17 protein-coding genes and 1 riboswitch are annotated in these 20,564 nt (G+C 59.9%); of the genes, 6 read left to right on the top strand and 11 right to left on the bottom strand.

Annotated features, from left to right (window positions below):
• Positions 1-85 precede the first annotated feature (85 nt).
• The 4 genes from F8N44_RS00085 to ahcY all read right to left on the bottom strand — a co-directional run bounded on the left by F8N44_RS00085 (position 86) and on the right by ahcY (position 5,629).
• Entirely contained in the window at positions 86-1,972 is a 1,887-nt protein-coding gene (locus F8N44_RS00085) for a DEAD/DEAH box helicase (RefSeq protein ID WP_150648876.1), read from the bottom strand.
• Positions 1,973-2,194: 222 nt separating this feature from the next.
• On the bottom strand, positions 2,195-3,007 hold the full coding sequence (locus F8N44_RS00080; protein WP_150648875.1) for a substrate-binding periplasmic protein: 813 nt from the start codon (positions 3,005-3,007) through the stop codon (positions 2,195-2,197).
• A gap of 193 nt (positions 3,008-3,200) precedes the next feature.
• Positions 3,201-4,046: a methylenetetrahydrofolate reductase [NAD(P)H] gene (metF, locus tag F8N44_RS00075; protein ID WP_007913720.1), complete on the bottom strand. Its 846-nt coding sequence runs from the start codon at positions 4,044-4,046 to the stop codon at positions 3,201-3,203.
• Positions 4,047-4,219: 173 nt separating this feature from the next.
• Positions 4,220-5,629 (bottom strand): adenosylhomocysteinase, encoded by a 1,410-nt coding sequence (ahcY, locus tag F8N44_RS00070; RefSeq protein ID WP_123532525.1) that lies wholly within the window; start codon positions 5,627-5,629, stop codon positions 4,220-4,222.
• A 23-nt stretch (positions 5,630-5,652) separates the two neighbouring features.
• Positions 5,653-5,752: riboswitch (S-adenosyl-L-homocysteine riboswitch) on the bottom strand.
• A gap of 198 nt (positions 5,753-5,950) precedes the next feature.
• Between ahcY and F8N44_RS00065 the strand changes: the two genes are divergently transcribed.
• Complete coding sequence (locus F8N44_RS00065; protein WP_016984776.1) at positions 5,951-6,358, top strand: acyl-CoA thioesterase; 408 nt, start codon at positions 5,951-5,953, stop codon at positions 6,356-6,358.
• Between the two features lie 174 nt (positions 6,359-6,532).
• Positions 6,533-7,420, top strand: coding sequence for a formate/nitrite transporter family protein (locus F8N44_RS00060; RefSeq protein WP_150648874.1), 888 nt, complete (start codon positions 6,533-6,535; stop codon positions 7,418-7,420).
• Here F8N44_RS00060 and F8N44_RS00055 read toward each other — a convergent pair whose 3' ends face one another.
• Positions 7,421-8,686, bottom strand: coding sequence for a cation:proton antiporter (locus F8N44_RS00055; RefSeq protein ID WP_034153629.1), 1,266 nt, complete (start codon positions 8,684-8,686; stop codon positions 7,421-7,423).
• A gap of 289 nt (positions 8,687-8,975) precedes the next feature.
• On the bottom strand, positions 8,976-10,145 hold the full coding sequence (locus F8N44_RS00050; RefSeq protein ID WP_150648873.1) for an MFS transporter: 1,170 nt from the start codon (positions 10,143-10,145) through the stop codon (positions 8,976-8,978).
• A gap of 321 nt (positions 10,146-10,466) precedes the next feature.
• Here F8N44_RS00050 and F8N44_RS00045 point away from each other — a divergent pair, with 321 nt between their 5' ends.
• Positions 10,467-11,300 (top strand): EamA family transporter, encoded by an 834-nt coding sequence (locus tag F8N44_RS00045; RefSeq protein ID WP_150648872.1) that lies wholly within the window; start codon positions 10,467-10,469, stop codon positions 11,298-11,300.
• 39 nt (positions 11,301-11,339) lie between these two features.
• A complete protein-coding gene (locus tag F8N44_RS00040; RefSeq protein WP_150648871.1) occupies positions 11,340-11,723 on the top strand; it encodes an MAPEG family protein in 384 nt (127 codons plus the stop codon).
• Positions 11,724-11,844: 121 nt separating this feature from the next.
• Here the strand turns inward: F8N44_RS00040 and F8N44_RS00035 are convergent, their stop codons facing one another.
• Positions 11,845-13,023 (bottom strand): murein transglycosylase A, encoded by a 1,179-nt coding sequence (locus F8N44_RS00035; RefSeq protein ID WP_150648870.1) that lies wholly within the window; start codon positions 13,021-13,023, stop codon positions 11,845-11,847.
• Between the two features lie 128 nt (positions 13,024-13,151).
• Here F8N44_RS00035 and F8N44_RS00030 point away from each other — a divergent pair, with 128 nt between their 5' ends.
• Positions 13,152-13,601, top strand: coding sequence for a c-type cytochrome (locus F8N44_RS00030; RefSeq protein WP_150648869.1), 450 nt, complete (start codon positions 13,152-13,154; stop codon positions 13,599-13,601).
• 78 nt (positions 13,602-13,679) lie between these two features.
• Here F8N44_RS00030 and F8N44_RS00025 read toward each other — a convergent pair whose 3' ends face one another.
• From F8N44_RS00025 to F8N44_RS00010, 4 genes are all read right to left on the bottom strand, one after another.
• Positions 13,680-14,075 (bottom strand): DUF1090 domain-containing protein, encoded by a 396-nt coding sequence (locus F8N44_RS00025; protein ID WP_150648868.1) that lies wholly within the window; start codon positions 14,073-14,075, stop codon positions 13,680-13,682.
• Positions 14,076-14,172: 97 nt separating this feature from the next.
• A complete protein-coding gene (gene ligB / locus F8N44_RS00020) occupies positions 14,173-15,849 on the bottom strand; it encodes an NAD-dependent DNA ligase LigB (protein ID WP_150648867.1) in 1,677 nt (558 codons plus the stop codon).
• Between the two features lie 214 nt (positions 15,850-16,063).
• On the bottom strand, positions 16,064-17,254 hold the full coding sequence (gene metK, locus F8N44_RS00015) for a methionine adenosyltransferase (protein WP_034153622.1): 1,191 nt from the start codon (positions 17,252-17,254) through the stop codon (positions 16,064-16,066).
• Positions 17,255-17,272: 18 nt separating this feature from the next.
• On the bottom strand, positions 17,273-18,268 hold the full coding sequence (locus F8N44_RS00010) for an ArsR/SmtB family transcription factor (RefSeq protein WP_150648866.1): 996 nt from the start codon (positions 18,266-18,268) through the stop codon (positions 17,273-17,275).
• 258 nt (positions 18,269-18,526) lie between these two features.
• Here F8N44_RS00010 and tkt point away from each other — a divergent pair, with 258 nt between their 5' ends.
• Positions 18,527-20,524, top strand: a complete 1,998-nt coding sequence (gene tkt, locus F8N44_RS00005) for a transketolase (protein ID WP_150648865.1) — start codon at positions 18,527-18,529, stop codon at positions 20,522-20,524.
• The last annotated feature ends 40 nt before the right edge of the window (positions 20,525-20,564 follow it).

Below are 20,564 nucleotides of genomic sequence, written 5' to 3'. Positions count from 1 at the left end.
TTTGCGGTGATTCAGGGGGGGTTGTGGCGGCATAAAAAATGCCCCGGCTCTTTCGAGGCGGGGCATCTTTTATGGCGGCGTTAACTCAGCGATTGCGGGTCAGCAGCGCTGGTTTCTCGCCACGCGGGCGGCTTGGCAGTTGATCGAGCTGCTCAGGCGTCGGGAAGCGGTCGGCTTTCGATTCCTTGTGCATGATCTTCGGGCCGTTGCTGCGCGGGTTCTGCACGGCTGGCTCGCTGCGAGGCTGATCGTCACGGGCTGGACGACGGTTGCGCGAGGACGAGGCGGAGTCGTCGCGACGACCCGACTGACCGTCACGCGGTGCGCCGCTGCGCGGGCCACCGCTGCGTTTGGCTGGCGGAGTGCCGGTGCTCGAGCCGTTGCTGTTGCGCGGGCCGTTCTGACGACCCTGCGACTGACCGCCGCGTGGTGCGCCCGAACCTGCGCCTGCGCCCTGAGCCGGTGCGCCTGGACGACGACCACGGCCGCCAGCAGGAGCCGGCTTCGGCACGTAGTCAACGCGGTTACCGAAGTTATCGATATCGTCGTCGAGGAATTCGTCCGGTGCACGATCTGCCGCCGCACGTGGCGGCTGGCTCGGACGCTGTTCACGGCTCGGGGTGCCTTCGCGCGGCTTCTGCTGACGGGCAGGGCGCTCGCCACGTTCACCGGCCGGTTTTTCCTTGCCCTTGTCTTTGCCTTTGTCTTTGCGACCGCCGCCACCGCCGCCGCCATTCGGGCCGTCGCCGCGTGGGCCACGTGGGTTGCGCGGGTTACGCACGTCCGGACGTTCACGCACTTCCGGCTTCTCGGCTTCAATGGTGCTCGAATCGAAGCCCATCAGGTCGCCGTCGGCGATTTTCTGCTTGGTCATGCGTTCGATGCTTTTCAGCAGTTTTTCTTCGTCCGGCGCGACCAGCGAGATCGCCTCGCCCGAACGACCGGCACGGCCGGTACGGCCGATACGGTGAACGTAATCTTCATCGACGTTCGGCAGTTCGAAGTTGACCACGTGTGGCAACTGATCGATGTCCAGACCGCGTGCGGCGATGTCGGTCGCGACCAGGATGCGTACCTGGTTGGCCTTGAAGTCGGCCAGCGCTTTGGTCCGCGCGTTCTGGCTCTTGTTACCGTGGATGGCCACAGCCGGCAGGCCGTGCTTGTCCAGGTACTCGGCCAGACGGTTGGCGCCGTGCTTGGTGCGAGTGAACACCAATACCTGTTCCCACGCGCCGGCGGTGATCAGGTGCGCCAGCAGCGCACGTTTGTGGCTGGCCGGCAGACGGAAGACGCGTTGTTCGATGCGCTCGACCGTGGTGTTCGGCGGCGTCACTTCGATGCGTTCCGGGTTGTGCAGCAGCTTGCCGGCAAGGTCGGTGATGTCTTTGGAGAAGGTCGCCGAGAACAGCAGGTTCTGACGCTTGGACGGCAGACGCGCGAGGACTTTCTTCACGTCGTGCACGAAGCCCATGTCGAGCATGCGGTCGGCTTCGTCGAGGACGAGGATTTCCACGTGGGACAGATCAACGCTGCCCTGGCCGCACAGATCGAGCAAACGACCGGGGCAGGCAACGAGCACGTCGACGCCACGGGACATGGCCTGAACCTGCGGGTTCATGCCGACGCCGCCGAAGATGCAGGCGCTGACGAATTTCAGGTCACGGGCGTAGATCTTGAAGCTCTCGTGTACCTGGGCCGCGAGTTCGCGGGTCGGGGTCAGGACCAGTACGCGCGGTTGGCGCGGGCCATGACGCTGGGATTTGTCCGGGTGACCGTTGGGGAACAACCGCTCCAGGATCGGAAGGGCGAAACCGCCGGTTTTACCGGTACCTGTCTGTGCCGCAACCATCAGGTCGCGACCTTGCAACACGGCGGGAATGGCCCGCTGTTGCACCGGAGTAGGCTCGGTATAGCCCGCATCTTCGATGGCGCGGACTAAAGCCTCGGAGAGACCGAGGGAAGCAAAGGACATGAGTAATCCTGTTTTAGTTAGGGCTTGGCCCAATGGGAGTCTTGCCTGGCGCGAATGGCGTTTAAGAGGACGCAATCCCGTCCGGTCCTGCTGCGGTTCCGAAGGCACGTCTGGAGCGCTCGCGCGGGCTGCAAAGCTGCGCTGTAGCGGGTCGAGAGGCCTGTTACGGTTCCGGGCGTCCGGGCGTGAGCCTGGCGGGAACGCCGGAGTATAACAGAGCAATCACTGCGCGCTGCTTTCCTGCTGCTCAACGGTTTTGCTGTTGGCCGTGGCTGAGTTCAGTGAAGGGCTGCCGACGGGTGCGGCGCCGTAGCGTGCGCTGAGCTCGGCATACGCCGGTTCGCGCTTGAAACGTTTGAGTTCGGCACCGAAACGTTGCACCAATAAATCCATGCCGGCATTGCGCCGAACCGCGAGAAACTGGCTTTGGCGGCTAATGACGGTGGGGTTCTCAGTGATCTGATCGCGGATATTCAGTTCATCGAGCAAATGCTGACCGACACGGCGATCGGTGATCAGCAAATCGATTCGACCGCGCACCAGTTTGCCGAAGTTGGCCTCGTGGGTCGGGGCCGGTTCACGGGCAAACAGGGTCGATTCGCGGAAATCCGGACTGTAGAGATAACCCGGCGAGGTGCCGATGGTCAGGCCTTTGAGTTCTTCGAGTTTGCGAAACGGGTGTGGCCGGTCGTTGGCGTAGAACATCACGAACTCGACATCTGACAGTGGTTCGCTCGGGTAGAGCAGGGTGGCGTCGCGTTCATCGCTATGGAAGATATCCAGCGCCCCATCAGCCATGCCAGTTTCAAGCATCGACAGGCAACGCTTCCACGGCAGGAATTGCCATTCGACTTCAATGCCCAGACGCTTGAAGACGATGGCCGTGGTTTCGTAGTCCAGCCCGAGGTTCTTGCCGCCTTCTTCATATATGTAAGGCGCCCACGGTTCGGTGACAATACGCAGCTTCTCGCCTCGAGCGGCGAAGCTCAGGCAAGCAAAAACCAGCACGGCGAATAACTGCGTGATCAAAGGCATGGCTTGAGATTACGACGAGAAACGCGAAAGAGCCAGAAAGTGCCTGCACAAGCTCTGTTTCGGGCCTTTAAAAGCAAAAGATCGCAGCCTTCGGCAGCTCCTACACGGGATACGAAATCTCAACGTAGGAGCTGCCGAAGGCTGCGATCTTTTGATCTTGCTTGTAGCTTTCAGCTTGAAGCTTGCTGCTGCTTCAGCGCGGCAACTTCAGGTTATTCCAGATCGCCAGACTAGGCTCAGCCTGATTCATGGAATAGAAGTGCAGCCCCGGCGCGCCGCCCTGCAACAGGCGCTCGCACATCTCGCTGACGACTTGCTCACCAAAGCGCTGAATGCTTTGTGTGTCATCGCCGTAGGCTTCCAGTTGCTTGCGGATCCAGCGCGGGATTTCCGCACCGCAGGCATCGGAGAAGCGCGCGAGCTTGCTGTAGTTGGTGATCGGCATGATCCCCGGCACGATCGGCAGATCGACACCCTGCGCCTGCAAACGGTCGACAAAGTAGAAGTAGCTGTCGGCGTTGAAGAAGTACTGGGTGATCGCGCTGTCGGCGCCGGCGCGAGCCTTGCGCACGAAGTTGGCCAGATCGTCTTCGTAGTTGCGTGCTTGCGGATGCATCTCCGGGTAAGCGGCAACTTCGATGTGGAAATGGTCACCGGTTTCTTCACGAATGAATTCAACCAGCTCATTGGCGTGACGCAGCTCACCGCTGGTCATGCCCATGCCGGACGGCAGGTCACCACGCAGGGCAACGATGCGCTTGATGCCGGCAGCCTTGTACTCGTTCAGCAGGCCGCGCAGGTCGTCCTTGCTGTCGCCGACGCACGACAGGTGCGGTGCGGCCGGGATTTTGACTTCGCTTTCCAGTTGCAGAACGGTGTTGAGGGTGCGATCACGGGTCGAACCACCAGCGCCATAGGTGCAGGAAAAGAAGTCAGGGTTGTAAGTGGCCAGCTGACGGGCAGTGGCGAGCAGTTTTTCATGCCCAGCATCGGTCTTGGTCGGGAAGAACTCGAAGCTGTAGCGACGGTCTTGGGACATGGTCATACCCTTGGAAACACGTAAGCCGGACGCTGCACCCTGTAGGAGCTGCCGCAGGCTGCGATCTTTGCAGATCAACAGATCGCAGCCTGCGGCAGCTCCTACACAGAGCGGTCAGCAGCGCCAGTCAGGCAACGCGGTGCGCCAGGCACACCGGGTCGACGCTCAGCCAATCAGTAGCGGTAAGCGTGCGGCTTGAACGGGCCTTCGACGGTCACGCCGATGTAGTCAGCCTGTTGCTTGGTCAGTTGGGTGACCACGCCGCCGAAGCCGCGAACCATTTCCAGGGCCACTTCTTCGTCGAGTTTCTTCGGCAGTACTTCAACGGTCAGGCGCTCGGCTTTCTGGGCTGGCGACAGGTCGGCGTACTTCTGGCCGAACAGGAAGATCTGCGCCAGTACCTGGTTGGCGAACGAACCGTCCATGATGCGGCTTGGGTGACCGGTGGCGTTGCCCAGGTTCACCAGACGGCCTTCGGCCAGCAGGATCAGGTAGTCGTCGTTCTGAGCGTCGAAAGCGCCCGGGCCGGTACGGTGGATCTTGTGTACCTGTGGCTTCACTTCTTCCCATGCCCAGTTCTTGCGCATGAAAGCGGTGTCGATTTCGTTGTCGAAGTGACCGATGTTGCAGACCACGGCGCGCTTCTTCAGGGCTTTGAGCATGTTCGCGTCGCAAACGTTGACGTTACCGGTGGTGGTCACGATCAGGTCGATCTTGCCCAGCAGCGCTTTGTCGATGCTTGCTTCGGTGCCGTTGTTGATACCGTCGATGAACGGCGAAACCAGTTCGAAACCGTCCATGCATGCTTGCATGGCGCAGATCGGGTCAACCTCGGAGACTTTAACGATCATGCCTTCCTGACGCAGGGACTGAGCCGAGCCCTTGCCCACGTCACCGTAACCGATGACCAGCGCTTGCTTGCCGGACAGCAGGTGGTCGGTACCGCGCTTGATCGCGTCGTTCAGGCTGTGACGGCAGCCGTACTTGTTGTCGTTCTTGGACTTGGTCACCGAGTCGTTGACGTTGATGGCCGGGATTTTCAGCTCGCCCTTGGCCAGCATGTCCAGCAGACGGTGTACGCCGGTGGTGGTTTCTTCGGTCACGCCGTGAACGCGATCCAGCACCTGTGGGTACTTGTCGTGCAGCAGCTGAGTCAGGTCGCCGCCGTCGTCGAGGATCATGTTGGCGTCCCATGGCGCGCCATCCTTCAGGATGGTTTGTTCCAGGCACCACTCGTACTCTTCTTCAGTCTCGCCTTTCCAGGCGAAAACCGGGATGCCGGCAGCAGCGATAGCGGCAGCAGCCTGATCCTGAGTCGAGAAAATGTTGCACGACGACCAGCGTACTTCGGCACCCAGGGCAACCAGGGTTTCGATCAGCACGGCAGTCTGAATGGTCATGTGGATGCAGCCGAGGATCTTGGCGCCTTTCAACGGCTGTTCGCCGGAGTACTTGCGACGCAGACCCATCAGAGCCGGCATTTCCGATTCGGCGATGATGGTTTCGCGACGGCCCCAGGCAGCCAGGGACATGTCGGCAACTTTGTAATCGTTAAAATCTGCAGGCGTGATAACAGCGCTCATGAAGAGCCTCCATTCGTAATGTATGCGAATGGGCGCCGTTGTGCGTTTAGTGTCCAGCCTAAGGCCGGTCAACGCCCCATCCGAGCCTGACAGGTTGAACCTGCTGCAGCGCCCCTCGGACAGGTGGCGGGAAAACGGTAGCAAGTGAACGTTACCGTTTTGAAACGGTGGCGATTATAGCCGTCTAGACTGATCTTCCAAAGGGTTTCTGTCGGCCAGATGAAGATCGTTAATGACGACCATAGTCGAAGCCGCATGGAGCCTGACCGCTCAGTCTGCCAAGATACCGTCCATCGTTCGGCAAGACACTCAGGAGTGAAGATGAATTTCCACACCCGCAAATGGGTAAAACCCGAAGACCTCAACCCCAACGGCACCCTGTTCGGCGGCAGTCTGTTGCGCTGGATCGACGAAGAAGCGGCGATTTACGCCATCGTGCAGTTGGGCAATCAGCGCGTGGTGACCAAGTACATTTCCGAAATCAACTTCGTCAGCGCCTCGCGCCAGGGCGACATCATCGAACTGGGCATCACCGCCACCGAGTTCGGCCGCACCTCGATCACCCTGACTTGTGAAGTGCGCAACAAGATCACTCGCAAGAGCATTCTGACCGTTGAGAAGATGGTGTTTGTGAACCTCGGTGAAGACGGTTTGCCGGCACCGCATGGCCGCACTGAAATCAAATATGTGAAAGATCAGTTCCAGGAAGATGAGTTGGTCACCAAATAACATCGGCGGTGCTTTCTTCGCGAGCAAGCTCGCTCCCACATAGATCACGCTGTACCTGTGGGAGCGAGCTTGCTCGCGAAAGCGGTTGTTCAGTCAGCGAAGAATCATCTGGCCACTGAACAGCCATGAACCGCCGGGGTCGTAGGTAAACACCACCCCCACGGTTCCCACGCCATGACCACTCCCACCGACGGCAAGACCCCCGATCTCTCGGCCAAAGAACAGCACGAAGTCGAGAAAAACCAGCCGCCCCGCGCGGCCGTCCTTCATGAAATCATCCGTAGCCAAGGCGATCAGGAACTGGAGCGCAGCATCGCCGCGCTCTGGTGGTCGGCATTGGCAGCTGGGTTGACCATGGGCCTGTCGCTGATGGGTATGGGCCTGCTCAATTCGCGCCTGCCCGAGGGCGATGAATTCAAGGTGATCGCCAGCTTCGGCTATTGCGCGGGTTTTCTCGCGGTGATCCTCGCTCGTCAGCAACTGTTCACCGAAAACACCCTGACCGCTGTGCTGCCGGTCATGACCAAACCGACCCTGCAAAACTTCGGCCGGCTGATCCGCCTGTGGACAGTGGTGTTGGTCGGCAACCTGTGTGGCACGATTCTAGTGGCATACGTGATGCTCGAACTGCCGATCTTCGACACAAAGACTGACCACGCCTTCCTCGAAATCGGCCGCAAAGTCATGGAAAACCATGCCAGCCAGATGTTCGCCAAAGGCATCGTGTCTGGCTGGATGATCGCCACCATGGTCTGGATGATTCCGTCCATGGAGAGCGCGAAGATGTGGATCATTATCCTCATCACCTACCTCATGGCGCTCGGCGATTTCACCCACATCGTCGTCGGTTCGGCCGAGGTGTCGTATCTGGTGTTTGCCGGCGAATTGCCGTGGAGTGATTTCTGGGCGGTATTCGCAGGACCCACGCTGGCGGGGAACATCATTGGCGGCAGCTTTATCTTCGCGCTGATCAGCCATGCGCAGATCCGTAGCGAGAGCGGTGCGCCGAAGGAATCTGCGGATCAGGCCGGGAAACCTGATCCGCAGCAGATCAAAAAATGATCAGTGGTGAGCGGGTTCGCTGGTGGTCGCGGGCTCGTTGCGAGTCGCGTGCTTGACCAGTTTGCCGATGGTCAGCCCCTGCAACAGGATCGACGACAGCACCACGATGTAAGTGATGCTCAGCAGCAGATCGCGCTCCGGGCCCAGCGGCAGAGCCAGCGCCAGTGCCACCGAAACACCGCCGCGCAAACCGCCCCAGGTCAAAATCCGGATGGTGCCGGCCGGCACTGTCCGCCAGCGGCGCAGCAGCAGAATCGCCGGGGCCACAGTGAGCAGGCGCGACAGCAGAATGGCCACCGCCAATACACTCGCCGCCGCTACGTGCAACCAGTTGAACGGCAGCAGCAACAGCTCCATGCCGATCAGCGCGAACAGCAGCGCGTTAAGCATGTCATCGAGCAATTCCCAGAAACCGTCGAGATAACGGCGGGTCATGTCGTTCATCGCCAGATTGCGGCCGAGGTTGCCGATGATCAGGCCGGCGACCACCATCGCAATCGGTGCCGAAACATGAATCTCGGTGGCCATCGCCGAACCGCCAATGACCAGCGCCAAGGTCAGCATCACAGTGATCTGATGCTGCTCGACGCTCTTGATCATGCGATAAACCAGATAACCGATCAGCCCGCCGAACAGCACACCGCCAATCGCTTCATGAACGAACAACATCGCGGTGGCGCTGACGGTCGGGGTTTCGCCGAGTTGGGCGATGCCCAGCAGTACGGTGAACACCACTACGGCCGTGCCGTCGTTGAACAGTGATTCGCCGACGATGGTGGTTTTCAGCGGCTTCGAGGCGTTTGCGGTACGTAGCACACCGAGCACGGCAATCGGGTCGGTCGGTGAAATCAGCGCGCCGAACAGCAGGCAATACAAGAAACTCACGTGCCAGCCGAACAGGGCAAAAATGTAATAGGCGAGGCTGCCGATCACCGTGGTGGCAATCAACACGCCGAAGGTCGCCAACAGGCCGATGGGCCAGCGGTAGCTGCGCAGGTCGTTCAGGTTGACGTGCAAGGCGCCGGCGAACAGCAGGAACGACAGCATCCAGTTCATCAAGAGATCGCCGAAGTCGATCTGGCCGATCAGTTGCTGCACGCGTTCTTCGAGACCGGGGTAGCCGAGCACGCTCAGGCCTTGCAGGATCAGCGAGAACAGCAGCGCGGTGACCATCACGCCGATGGTCGGCGGCAGGCCGATGAAGCGGAAGTTGACGAAGGTCAGGAGGGTGGTGAGGCAGATGAAAGCGGCGACAAGTTCAAGCATCCGGGGTCCTTTGGATGAGGGGGTGAAAGATAGCGCACCGAATCTTTGGTGCAGGGATTGGATGGGTTGAGTCAGGATCGGGACACAGTTGATGGTGTGATGAGATCAAGAGCCCCCTCACCCCAGCCCTCTCCCTTAGGGAGAGGGGGAAAGGGAGCAGATCTCAAGTCTTTCAGGGCCTGAGTTCGGCTCGAAATTTCAGGTCGATGTAACTCGAACATTCAACACGGTCAGTCCCCTCTCCCTCTGGGAGAGGGCTAGGGTGAGGGCTTTTGCAGGCTAAACCCGATTAGCCGGACACATTGACCGCAGCCGCTTCGCGACGTTGCAGATAGATGAAAAACAGCGCCGTCAGCACGGTCAATACGCCAACAAGCGCACCGGTCCATGGCAAGTCCGCCAGATCAGCGCCACTGGCAACCACCAGCCCGCCGATCCACGCACCCGCCGCGTTACCGAGGTTGAAAGCGCTCTGGTTCAATGTCGAACCGAGGTTCGGTGCTTCATGGGCCTGATCGATGATCAGCAGTTGCAGAATCGGGCACAGCGCAAAAGCAAAAATCCCCCACAGCACCAGCGTGATCGCCGCCGGCACCACCGAACGACTGGTCTGACTGAACGCCGCCAGAATCACCACCACCGCCAAGGCCACTCCGACCAGCGACGGCAACAAACGGCTATCAGCCAGACGCCCGCCGAGCATGCTGCCGCCGGTCAGGCCTACACCGAATAACAGCAGCATCACCGTGACGCCGTGCGGGCTGACGCCGGTGATGTCTTGCAGGATCGGCGCGATGTAGGTGAACACGCTGAACAGGCTGGTCGATGCCAGCACACTCATGCCCAGCGCCAGCAACACGTTGATCTTGCCCAATACCTTGAATTCGCTGGCGAGGTTGGCCTTGTCCATCGGGATGTGTTTCGGCAGCCAAAACCACTGCGCGAGGGCTGCGATCACACCGATCACCGAAACCGCCCAGAAGGTCGAACGCCAGCCGGCGTACTGACCCAGCGCCGTGCCCAGCGGTACGCCGAGGACGTTGGCCAAGGTCAGGCCGGTGAACATCATCGCAATCGCCTGTGCGCGTTTGTTCGGCGCGACCAGTCCGGCGGCGACCACCGAGCCGATGCCGAAAAACGCGCCGTGGCACAGTGCGGTGACCACGCGAGCGGCCATCAGCGTCGCGTAGTTCGGCGCCAGGGCGCAGAGCACGTTGCCGAGGATGAACATCAGCGTCATTCCCAGCAATGTTGCTTTGCGCGGCATGTTTGCGGTGCCGATCGCCAGGATCGGCGCGCCGAATACCACGCCCAACGCATAACCGGTGATCAACAGGCCCGCGTGAGGAATGCTCACGGCAAGGTCGCGGGCGACATCGGGCAACAAGCCCATGATGACGAATTCGGTTGTGCCGATGCCGAATGCGGCAACAGCGAGGGCAAGCAAGGCGAGTGGCATGCGCAAGGTCTCTGTCGGTAGTCTTGACGCTTTGATCAGGCATACGCAGGCCGACGACCGATCTCGAAGGAGGGCGGTGCAGGCAGGAATTATTGGTATTTTTCTGTGCGCAACTGAGTGCGGCGTGGTCGCTTGCAGTATAAACAGCTGCTGACACATCGCGAATCAATAATCTGACTATTCGAGGATTCACTGTAGGAGCTGCCGCAGGCTCGGGCCGCGTTCGGACGATCTTTTGATCTTTTTGTTAAAAATCAGAATCAAAAGATCGCAGCCTGCGGCAGCTCCTACATGGGGACTCATAAAAACAAGGGGTAAGACGTGCTGGCGACGGGGTTGGTATTGATGGCGGCGCTGTTGCATGCGACGTGGAATACATTGATCAAATTCAGCGCCGAACGGCTGCTGGTGGTGGCGTGCATGGACACCGTGGCGCTGCTGGTCGTGGCCATCGCGCTGCCGTTCGTGAGCTTGCCACCCATGGAAATCTGGCCATGGATTCTGGCGTCGGCAGCCTTTGAACTGCTGTATCGCTACCTGCTGATTCAAGCCTACCGGGTCGGCGATCTCGGGCTGGTCTATCCACTGATGCGTGGTTTGTCGCCGCTGGTAGTGCTGGCGCTGACCCTGATCTTCGCCGGTGAAGTGCTCACCACCCAGCAGATCTTCGGCATCATGCTGATCCCGTTTGGTATGGCTTGCTTGCTGTGGCAGGGCGGTGGCGGAAAGCATTTGCCTTGGTCAATGTTGCCCGTGGTTGCGCTGATTGGTCTGTGCATAGGTTGCTACACCTACATCGATGGCCAGGCACTGCGTCGTTGGTCGCACCCGCTCGATTATCTGGTCTGGGTCACGCTGCTCAGTGCCTGGCCATTCCCGTTGCTGGCATGGGTCGCCAAGCGTCCGGCGTTCATGCAGTTCTGGCGTGAGCAATGGAAGCTGGGGCTGGCCGTCGGGTTCTGTGTGTTGTTCAGCTACGCTCTGGTGCTGTGGGCGATGCAATTGGGCTCGATTGCAGAAGCGGCGGCATTACGCGAAATCAGCGTGATTCTGGTGGTGCTGTTCGGTATGCGCTACCTCAAAGAACCTTTTGGCCGGCCGCGGCTCTTAGCCTGTGGGCTGGTGCTGATCGGCATGCTGGTGATGAAGTTCTGACCGCTCGCGAATTTTATAACTCGAAAAAAGGACGGCGTTATGACGGTGGCTCTGTGGTGTGTGTTGGTGGCGATTTTTCTGCCGTATGTCTGCACTGGCGTGGCGAAAGCCGTGGGCGGCTACCGGTTGAGTGACAACCACGATCCGCGCGATTTTCTCGAAAGCCTCAACGGTGTGGCTCGTCGGGCACACGCGGCGCAGTTGAACAGCTTTGAGGTGATGCCGGCGTTTGCAGCGGCGGTGATCGTCGCGCACCTGGTGGGAACCGCGCAGTTGGTGACGGTCAATGTGCTGGCGGTAATGTTTATTACCAGTCGCCTGCTGTACATCATTTGCTATCTGGCGGACTGGGCGATCTTGCGGTCGCTGGTGTGGTTTGTGGGGATGGGGCTGATTGCTTCGTTCTTCTTTGTGTCGGTCTGATGCTCGGGTGTTGCTGATGGCCTCTTCGCGAGCAGGCTCGCTCCCACATGGATATGCAGTCCAACTGTGGGAGCGAGCCTGCTCGCGAAAGCCATTGTTCAGACGACAAAGATCCTAAGGGTTACTTCTTTTCCGTATCAGCCACCTGCGGCACTTGTGGCAGCGCTGCACCTTTAGGCCAAAGCATCCAGATCTGCCCCTGCTGCTTCATGTCCCCGGCCAATTGCCCGGCCGCATCACCGGTGCCCCAGAACAGATCCGCACGCACCTCGCCGGCAATCGCGCCGCCGGTGTCCTGTGCCGCCACCGGGCGCACCAGTGCCGTGCCGTCCGGTCGCGTGGTCGATAGCCACAACAGGCTGCCCAGCGGAATTACCTTGCGATCCACTGCCGCACTGTAGCCCGCAGTCAACGGCACGTTCAGTGAGCCGCGCGGGCCTTCGTTACTGTCCGGGTTGCGGGTGAAGAACACATAGCTCGGGTTGCTGCCCAGCAGTTCAGGAATCCGCGATGGATTGGCTTTGGCCCAATTGCTGATCGCGCTCATCGTCACGTCTTCTTTCTTCAACTCACCTTGCTCGACCAGCCAGCGGCCGATCGGCCGATACGGATGGCCGTTCTGATCGGCGTAGGCAATGCGCAGCTGTTTGCCGTCCGCGGTCTGAATTCGCCCCGAACCCTGGATCTGCAGGAATTGCAGATTCATCGGGTCGGTCAGGTAGGCAACCACTGGCGCTTTCACACCTTTGGATTCGATGGTCGCAGCATCGTCGTAAGGTTTGAGTACTCGACCTTCAAGGCGACCACGCAGGCGTTTGCCTTTGAGTTCGGGATAAATGCTGTCGAGCGAGACAATGATCATGTCCTCCGGCACGCCATACACGGGCACATTGGCCGTGTCGGTGGGCGTCAGGCTGCCGGGGTAGACCGGTTCGTAGTAGCCGGTGATCAAGCCGTTGGGGTTGTCGTTTTCAGCGCGCAGGCCGTAGACGTCGAGGTATTGCTTAAGGAACGCGCGGATCTCGCCAGCACTTTGCGGCACGTTGGCCGCAGCGGCGCAGGTTTGGCCCCACACGGCGTCAGCTTTGAGTCGGGTGCAGGCGCTGCGCCACGAACCGAAACCGGCGACCAGATCGCTATCGGATACCGCCGGCAATGCCTCCCAGGTGGCGCTGGAATAAGTGGCCAGCGCGTGGGTTTTCGGCTTGGCGTTCTCGCCACCGGTGCAGCCGGCGAGTATCGCCAGCAGCGGCAGGGTTGCAATCAGCGGGTGACGCCAGGCCTTGAAACGGCTGTTCATGGAGTGATTCCTGTGTCGGTTGCCCGCGTGCTCCATGCGCTCGAACAACCCGTATTTTTAATAGGGCTATTGGTGTTTGGCGGTGACGCGAGGATACTGGCCGCCGAATTCCGTGACCTGAAGCCACCATGACTGTTAAAAGAATTGCTGTTGTATTGCTGGCCTGTCTGACCTTGTCCGCCTGTGGCGGTGTCGATCCGAATTCTCCTCTGGGCCAGCGCAAGGCCATTTTCAAACAGATGCTCAAGACCGGTGAAGATCTGGGTGGCATGTTGCGTGGGCGCATTCCGTTCGACGGGCCGAAATTCGCCGAGGGCGCGGTCAAGCTCGATACGTTGTCCCATGAACCGTGGAAGCATTTTCCGCAAGTTCGCGAGGAAGATCACACCAGCGCCAAGGACGATGTCTGGCAGAAGCAGGCGCAGTTTCAGGAAATGGCTCGCACCCTTGAAGCCGCTACCGGCGAGCTGGTCATTGCCAGTCAGGTTCAGCCGTACAAGGCCAGCAACCTGGCGCCGGCGGTGCAGAAAGTTGAGGATGCCTGCAGCGCTTGCCATAAACAGTTTCGCGATCATTGATATTTAAAAGATCGCAGCCAGCGGCAGCTCCTGCATTGATCAGGGCAGGAGCTGCCGCAGGCTGCGATCTTTTGATTTTTACTTATCGATTTCGTCCAGCGCGTCTTGCAGTTCTTTGCGCGACTCGGCGAGTTTGTCTTTGCGCTTGTTGATCTTCTCCGGATCGCCTTTCTTCATGGCTTTATCGAGATCGGTCTGACGCTGACTGACTTCGTGTTTGGCCTCAAGCACTTTGTTTTCGCGTTCTTTCTTCAGACCGGCGTCGGTGCAGTGTTCGGTCACTTCGCTCAGGGCTTTTTCCAGACCCGCCTGCTGATCGGCATTGCCGCGCGATTTCGCCTGTTCGATCTGGTTCATGATGCCCTGCTTTTTCGCAGCGCAGCCGGTCAGGCCGGGGGCATCTTCATCGGCCATTACGGGGGCGGCCATCACGCCGCAAAGGGTCAGCATGGCGAGCGGTGCAAGAAATTTCATAAAAGCTCCATGTGCAAAGGCAATCGGGTCGGTCAGGCACTGCGCTGTTGGAGCGCTTGGGCTACCGATGGGTTCCCGGCGCGCCGGGATTGCGTAGTCAGAAACCGTCGATTCCGGCGGCATGTAAGGTTTCGCTCAAGGCCAGTACCTGCGGATCGCGAAAGAATGCGCTCAATTGCGCTGCGCGTCCCGGGCCGATACCGGCTTCGGCCTGCCATTGTTCGGCGTCGCGTTGTGCCAGCGCCTGCCACGAATCAGGCAGTTGTGCCTGACCGGTTGGCGGCAAGCCCAAGGCTTTGAGCCATTGGGTGAACGGTCGCTGGCGGGCGCTGTGAAAGCTGTGCATCAGGCGTTCGCTTCTGCGCTCGCCGAAGCCGGCAATGTTAGCAAGCTCTGGCGCGTCGAGGGTCAACCAATCCAGCAGGTTGTTCACACGGCGTGTTTCGAGAAGTTTCTCCCAGGTACCACGACCGACATGCTGCATCGCCAGCCCTTGCTTACCGCTGAGCCAGGTCAAGCGCGCGAGAAACTGGCTTTCGCAGCCGGGCGTGGGTTGCCAGCAACTCAAGGTGTGGAACTCCTCGGCGTTAGGAATATCGATGTCTGCCCGTTCAGTGGCGCGCAACACAACACTGTCGAGTCGAGGAATGGTCAGGCCGGCGAGGCTGATTGCCACTTGGTCGCCGGGGCGGATATCCAGTTCTTGCCAGCGTTTGAAGGAACTGGCGCTGACCCGTTTGATTTCCCGGTCATCGAGCATGACGGGTTTGAGTTCGAGTACTGGCGTGATACGCCCGGTGCGCCCGATCTTGAAATTGACCTTGCGCACTTCGGCCAGCGCTTGAGCAAAAGGATACTTCCACGCAACTGCCCAATACGGAGCGCGAGCCTGCCAGCGTTCGGCGGGTGGTCTTTGGCTCTGGCGCAGTACCACGCCGTCAGTGGCAAAGGGCAGGGGTGAGCGATACCAGTGATCGCGCCATTTCTGTGCGGCAGTAAAGTCGGGGACAGGATGACTGTACGGTTCAATCGTGGCGAAACCCAGCGTCGCCAACGTGGCGACTCGCTCGGGCAATTGCGCTGGGCCTTGTGGCCAGTCCCAGACGAACAGTCCGATACCGGAGGCTTGCTCGGCATCCAGAGTTTTGCGTCCCATCAGTCCCGCGACGGTGGAGCGAGCGTTGACGCTGCCGGATCGAGCTTGCACGTGCTCGTTCAAGCGCCAGTAGAGTTCGCCCTGCACCAGCACATCCAGCGGTTGTGTCAGGCGTTGAGGAATGGCGCCGATCTTCTGCGCTGATGGCGTCCAGTCTTGCCCGCGAACCCCGTCACCGCGACTGATGACCTGTTGCAAAACGCCCGCGCGGTAAATCAGCGTCACTGCCACGCCGTCGACTTTGGGTTGTATCCAGACATCCTGGCGGTCGCGCAGCCATGTCTCCACGGCGGCTGCTTCGTGCAACTTGTCCAGGCCGGTGTGGGCGATGGGGTGTGCGATTGAGCCTGAGACAGTACTCAGTGGCGCGGGCGTGGATGGCAGATTAAAGCAGCGTTGCCATTCGCTTAAGTGCAGGCGTGACTGATCGTAGAGTTCGTCGGCAATCAGTGAGCGGCCTTCGCGGTGGTAGGCGTCGTCCCATTGGTTGATCTGGTTTTGCAGGGTAGCGATTTCGTTTTGCGCCGTGGAGGCAGGCCAGTCAGGGCAAGCGGCGTAAGCGATCAGGTGGGTGAAGCCCAGCAGAAGAACTGAAAAAAGGCGCAGCGTGGCAAGCATGTTGAGCGTCCTTGCTCAGGGGGAATGCTTGAAGGCTAGGCGAGGATTTTGAAGTGGGTTGGCGGGGTGTTTTGCCGGGTGTTTCGGTTGGAAAGTAATATTGTCTGTTCGGGCCTCTTCGCGAGCAGGCTCGCTCCCACAGGGTATTAGTCGCGCATGAAAAAGCCCCGCACGGCGCGAACCGTGCGGGGCTTTTTGTGCAGCCGGGAAAGGCTTACAGACCAGCAGCAGAACGCAGGGCGTCGGCGCGGTCGGTTTTTTCCCAGGTGAACGTGGTGAAGGTGTCTTCGCCAACGGTCTTGGTTTCTGGCGCGCGACCGAAGTGGCCGTACGCTGCAGTTTCCTGGTACATCGGGTGCAGCAGATCGAGCATGGTGGTGATTGCGTATGGACGCAGGTCGAACACTTCACGCACCAGTTTGATGATCTTGTCATCGCTGATCTTGCCGGTGCCGAAGGTGTTCAGCGAGATCGAGGTAGGCTGAGCCACACCGATCGCGTAGGAAACCTGAATCTCGCAACGCTCGGCCAGGCCGGCAGCGACGATGTTCTTGGCAACATAACGGCCAGCGTAGGCAGCCGAACGGTCAACCTTCGATGGATCTTTGCCGGAGAACGCGCCGCCGCCGTGACGGGCCATGCCGCCGTAGCTGTCGACGATGATCTTGCGACCGGTCAGACCGCAGTCACCTACCGGGCCGCCAATGATGAACTGGCCGGTCGGGTTGATGTGGAACTGGGTGTCTTTGCTCAGCAGTTCGGCAGGCAGTACGTGCTTGACGATCAGCTCCATCACGCCTTCGCGCAAGTCTTTGTACGACACTTCAGGGTTGTGCTGGGTCGACAGAACAACAGCGTCGATGCCGACAACCTTGCCGCCTTCGTAACGGCAAGTCACTTGCGACTTGGCGTCCGGACGCAGCCAAGGCAGCAGACCCGATTTACGGGCTTCGGCCTGGCGCTGCACCAACTGGTGCGAGAAGGTGATCGGGGCTGGCATCAAAACGTCGGTTTCGTTGCTGGCGTAGCCGAACATCAGGCCCTGGTCGCCGGCGCCCTGATCTTCAGGCTTGGCACGGTCAACACCCTGGTTGATGTCCGGGGACTGCTTGCCGATGATGTTCATCACGCCGCAAGTCGCGCCGTCGAAGCCGACTTCGGAGCTGGTGTAGCCGATGTCGCAAATCACGTCACGAACGATCTGCTCCAGGTCGACCCAGGCGCTGGTGGTCACTTCACCGGCAACGATGGCGACGCCGGTCTTGACCAGGGTTTCCACGGCAACGCGTGCGTGTTTGTCCTGGGCAATAATGGCGTCCAGCACCGCATCGGAAATCTGGTCGGCGATTTTGTCCGGATGTCCTTCGGACACGGACTCGGAGGTGAAGAGGGAGTATTCGCTCATCTCGATGTTTTCCTGAATTTACCGATGGTGAGTGTCGCCAGCCGGTCGCTGAAAATGGCGGACCTGGATCTGGAAACCATTACGTAAGCCTACATAGAGGCTTTCCCCGGGAACGAGTCCCGCAGCGGTGGCCCAACGGGCCAAATCGTCCTGTTCAAACCCCAACCACAGATCACCGCAGGCCTCCCTGGCCCAACTCTGGTTGTGGCTACATAACTCTGTCACGAGCAGACTACCGCCCGGTTGCAGCAGGTCGGCCATGTGCTTGAGCGCATCGGCCGGCGCGGCGAAATGGTGCAACACCATGTTCAACACTACGCAATCGGCCTGAAGGCTTGTGCCGTTCAATGCATCGGCCAATTGCAGGCTGACGTTAGCCAGCTGTTCACGTTCACATACCTGACGCGCCAGTTCGAGCATCGCCGGGCTGTTGTCCAGCGCGGTTACTGTGCCGAAGCGACGCGCCAGTTCCGGCAGAAAAGCACCATCGCCGGGGCCGACTTCAATGGCCGTGGCTGCACCATTGAAGTTCAGTTTGTCGAGCAGGGCCAGCACGCTGTCACGGTATTGCGGCAGGCCTGCGATCAAGTCTTGCTGGGCACGAAATTTCTCCGCCACCCGGGCGAAAAAGTCCTGACTGGCCGCGGCACGCTGGCCGTGAACCTGTTCGATGCGCGCTTGCACGTCGTCAGGCAGATCCAGGTTGTCGACTTCTTCTAACAATGCCGCGTGCAACTTGCCGCCGAGCAGTTCGCTGTGGGGCAGGGCGCGGCGATAGAAAATCGCGTTGCCTTCGCGGCGTGTCGCCACCAGGTCGGCTTGTGCCAGTACCTTGAGGTGATGACTCATGCCGGACTGGCCGATGCCGAAGATCTGCGCCAGTTCCAGAACACCGAACGAATCGTTGGCTAATGCGCGCAGTACATTCAGCCGCAACGGATCGCCGCCGGCCTTGCACAGGGCCGCCAGCTCGTCGCAATCGTCATGGCGAATGGAAGGCACGCGTAAATTCATAGGGCCGCAGTCTAGAGAGGGGGGGAATTCATCGCAAGGCCAATATCAAAAAGTTTTGATATTGCTCGATAAATGGCACTTCTCACGAGACGGTTAACTCTACAAACGAGTAGCGGAAAGGTTTCACCAAGCGAAACCGCCGCTAACCATGGGAAAAACGCCTCCGGATGACTATCTGTCATTGCCCCGAGGCGCTCCGGTGAGGGAAAATGCCCTCCTTTTTTCCGTTTCGACTTACCAGAACCCAGGAGATCAGCGATGCCTAGCCGTCGTGAGCGTGCCAACGCCATTCGTGCCCTCAGCATGGATGCCGTGCAAAAAGCCAACAGCGGCCATCCCGGTGCCCCAATGGGTATGGCAGATATTGCCGAAGTGCTTTGGCGCGACTACCTCAAGCACAACCCGAGCAATCCATCGTTCGCCGACCGTGACCGCTTCGTGCTGTCCAACGGCCATGGCTCGATGTTGATCTATTCGCTGCTGCACCTGACCGGTTACGACCTGTCGATCGAAGACCTCAAGCAGTTCCGTCAACTGCACAGCCGCACCCCGGGCCACCCGGAATTCGGTTACACCCCGGGCGTTGAAACCACCACCGGCCCGCTGGGTCAGGGTCTGGCCAACGCTGTAGGTTTCGCTCTGGCTGAAAAGGTTCTGGGCGCGCAGTTCAACCGTCCTGGCCACGACATCGTCGACCACCACACCTACGTGTTCCTGGGTGATGGCTGCATGATGGAAGGCATTTCCCACGAAGTCGCTTCCCTGGCCGGCACTCTGGGTCTGGGCAAGCTGATCGCGTTCTATGATGACAACGGCATCTCCATCGACGGCGAAGTCGAAGGCTGGTTCACTGATGACACCCCGAAGCGTTTCGAAGCCTACAACTGGCAAGTGATCCGCAACGTTGACGGTCACGATCCGGAAGAGATCAAGACTGCTATCGAAACCGCGCGCAAGAGCCCGCTGCCGACGCTGATCTGCTGCAAGACCACCATCGGTTTCGGCTCGCCGAACAAGCAGGGCAAAGAAGATTGCCACGGCGCTCCACTGGGTGACGCGGAAATCGCGCTGACCCGTCAGGCGCTGAACTGGAACCACGGTCCGTTCGAAATCCCGGCCGATATCTATGCCGAGTGGGATGCCAAGGAAAAAGGTCGCGCAACCGAAGCCGAGTGGGATCAGCGTTTCGCTGCTTACTCCGCTGCGTTCCCGACTGAAGCCAACGAACTGGTACGTCGCCTGAGCGGTGAGCTGCCGGCCGACTTCTCCGAAAAAGCCTCGGCTTACATCGCTGAAGTCGCGGCCAAAGGCGAAACCATCGCCAGCCGCAAAGCCAGCCAGAACACCCTGAACGCGTTCGGCCCGCTGCTGCCGGAACTGCTCGGCGGCTCCGCTGACCTGGCCGGTTCCAACCTGACCCTGTGGAAAGGCTGCAAAGGCGTCAGCGCTGAAGATGCCAGCGGCAACTACATGTACTACGGCGTGCGCGAATTCGGCATGACCGCAATCATGAACGGCGTGACCCTGCACGGGGGCCTGGTACCTTACGGCGCGACCTTTCTGATGTTCATGGAATACGCGCGCAACGCCGTGCGCATGTCCGCGCTGATGAAGAAGCAAGTGATCCACGTCTACACCCACGACTCCATCGGTCTGGGCGAAGACGGCCCGACGCACCAGCCGATCGAGCAGCTGACCAGCCTGCGTACCACACCGAACCTCGACACCTGGCGTCCAGCCGATGCCGTTGAATCGGCCGTGGCCTGGAAAAACGCTCTGGAGCGCAAGGACGGCCCATCGGCGCTGATCTTCTCGCGTCAGAACCTGCAGCACCAGGAACGCGATGCCGGCCAGATTGCCGACATCAGCCGTGGCGGTTACGTGCTGAAGGACTGCGCAGGCGAGCCTGAGCTGATCCTGATCGCCACCGGTTCGGAAGTCGGTCTGGCGGTTCAGGCTTTCGACAAGCTGACCGAGCAGGGCCGCAAAGTGCGCGTGGTTTCGATGCCTTGCACCAGCGTGTTCGATGCTCAGGACGCCGGCTACAAGCAAGCCGTGCTGCCGTTGCAGGTCAGCGCACGTATCGCGATCGAAGCGGCTCACGCCGACTTCTGGTTCAAGTACGTGGGTCTGGAAGGTCGCGTGATCGGCATGACCACTTACGGCGAATCGGCTCCGGCTTCGGCACTGTTCGAAGAGTTCGGCTTCACCCTGGAAAACATCCTGGGTCAGGCTGAAGAGCTGCTGGAAGACTGATCCAGAAAAGATGTCGCCTGAGCTGACGCCTTCGCGAGCA

The organism is Pseudomonas fluorescens (genome assembly GCF_902497745.1).
GTDB classification, from domain to species: Bacteria; Pseudomonadota; Gammaproteobacteria; order Pseudomonadales; family Pseudomonadaceae; genus Aquipseudomonas; species Aquipseudomonas fluorescens_BM.
The sequence above is the reverse complement of the archived record's forward strand: the minus strand, read 5'-3'. Positions and strand labels throughout refer to the sequence as shown.

What these genes read in the sequence shown, in the direction of transcription:
- F8N44_RS00050 (WP_150648873.1), bottom strand. Translation starts at nt 10,145, where the DNA reads ATGCCACTCGCCTTGCTTGCCCTCGCTGTTGCCGCATTCGGCATCGGC.
- F8N44_RS00040 (WP_150648871.1), top strand. Translation starts at nt 11,340, where the DNA reads ATGACGGTGGCTCTGTGGTGTGTGTTGGTGGCGATTTTTCTGCCGTAT.
- F8N44_RS00010 (WP_150648866.1), bottom strand. Translation starts at nt 18,268, where the DNA reads ATGAATTTACGCGTGCCTTCCATTCGCCATGACGATTGCGACGAGCTG.
- ahcY (WP_123532525.1), bottom strand. Translation starts at nt 5,629, where the DNA reads ATGAGCGCTGTTATCACGCCTGCAGATTTTAACGATTACAAAGTTGCC.
- F8N44_RS00035 (WP_150648870.1), bottom strand. Translation starts at nt 13,023, where the DNA reads ATGAACAGCCGTTTCAAGGCCTGGCGTCACCCGCTGATTGCAACCCTG.
- tkt (WP_150648865.1), top strand. Translation starts at nt 18,527, where the DNA reads ATGCCTAGCCGTCGTGAGCGTGCCAACGCCATTCGTGCCCTCAGCATG.
- F8N44_RS00085 (WP_150648876.1), bottom strand. Translation starts at nt 1,972, where the DNA reads ATGTCCTTTGCTTCCCTCGGTCTCTCCGAGGCTTTAGTCCGCGCCATC.
- F8N44_RS00030 (WP_150648869.1), top strand. Translation starts at nt 13,152, where the DNA reads ATGACTGTTAAAAGAATTGCTGTTGTATTGCTGGCCTGTCTGACCTTG.
- metF (WP_007913720.1), bottom strand. Translation starts at nt 4,046, where the DNA reads ATGTCCCAAGACCGTCGCTACAGCTTCGAGTTCTTCCCGACCAAGACC.
- metK (WP_034153622.1), bottom strand. Translation starts at nt 17,254, where the DNA reads ATGAGCGAATACTCCCTCTTCACCTCCGAGTCCGTGTCCGAAGGACAT.
- F8N44_RS00065 (WP_016984776.1), top strand. Translation starts at nt 5,951, where the DNA reads ATGAATTTCCACACCCGCAAATGGGTAAAACCCGAAGACCTCAACCCC.
- ligB (WP_150648867.1), bottom strand. Translation starts at nt 15,849, where the DNA reads ATGCTTGCCACGCTGCGCCTTTTTTCAGTTCTTCTGCTGGGCTTCACC.
- F8N44_RS00025 (WP_150648868.1), bottom strand. Translation starts at nt 14,075, where the DNA reads ATGAAATTTCTTGCACCGCTCGCCATGCTGACCCTTTGCGGCGTGATG.
- F8N44_RS00060 (WP_150648874.1), top strand. Translation starts at nt 6,533, where the DNA reads ATGACCACTCCCACCGACGGCAAGACCCCCGATCTCTCGGCCAAAGAA.
- F8N44_RS00055 (WP_034153629.1), bottom strand. Translation starts at nt 8,686, where the DNA reads ATGCTTGAACTTGTCGCCGCTTTCATCTGCCTCACCACCCTCCTGACC.
- F8N44_RS00080 (WP_150648875.1), bottom strand. Translation starts at nt 3,007, where the DNA reads ATGCCTTTGATCACGCAGTTATTCGCCGTGCTGGTTTTTGCTTGCCTG.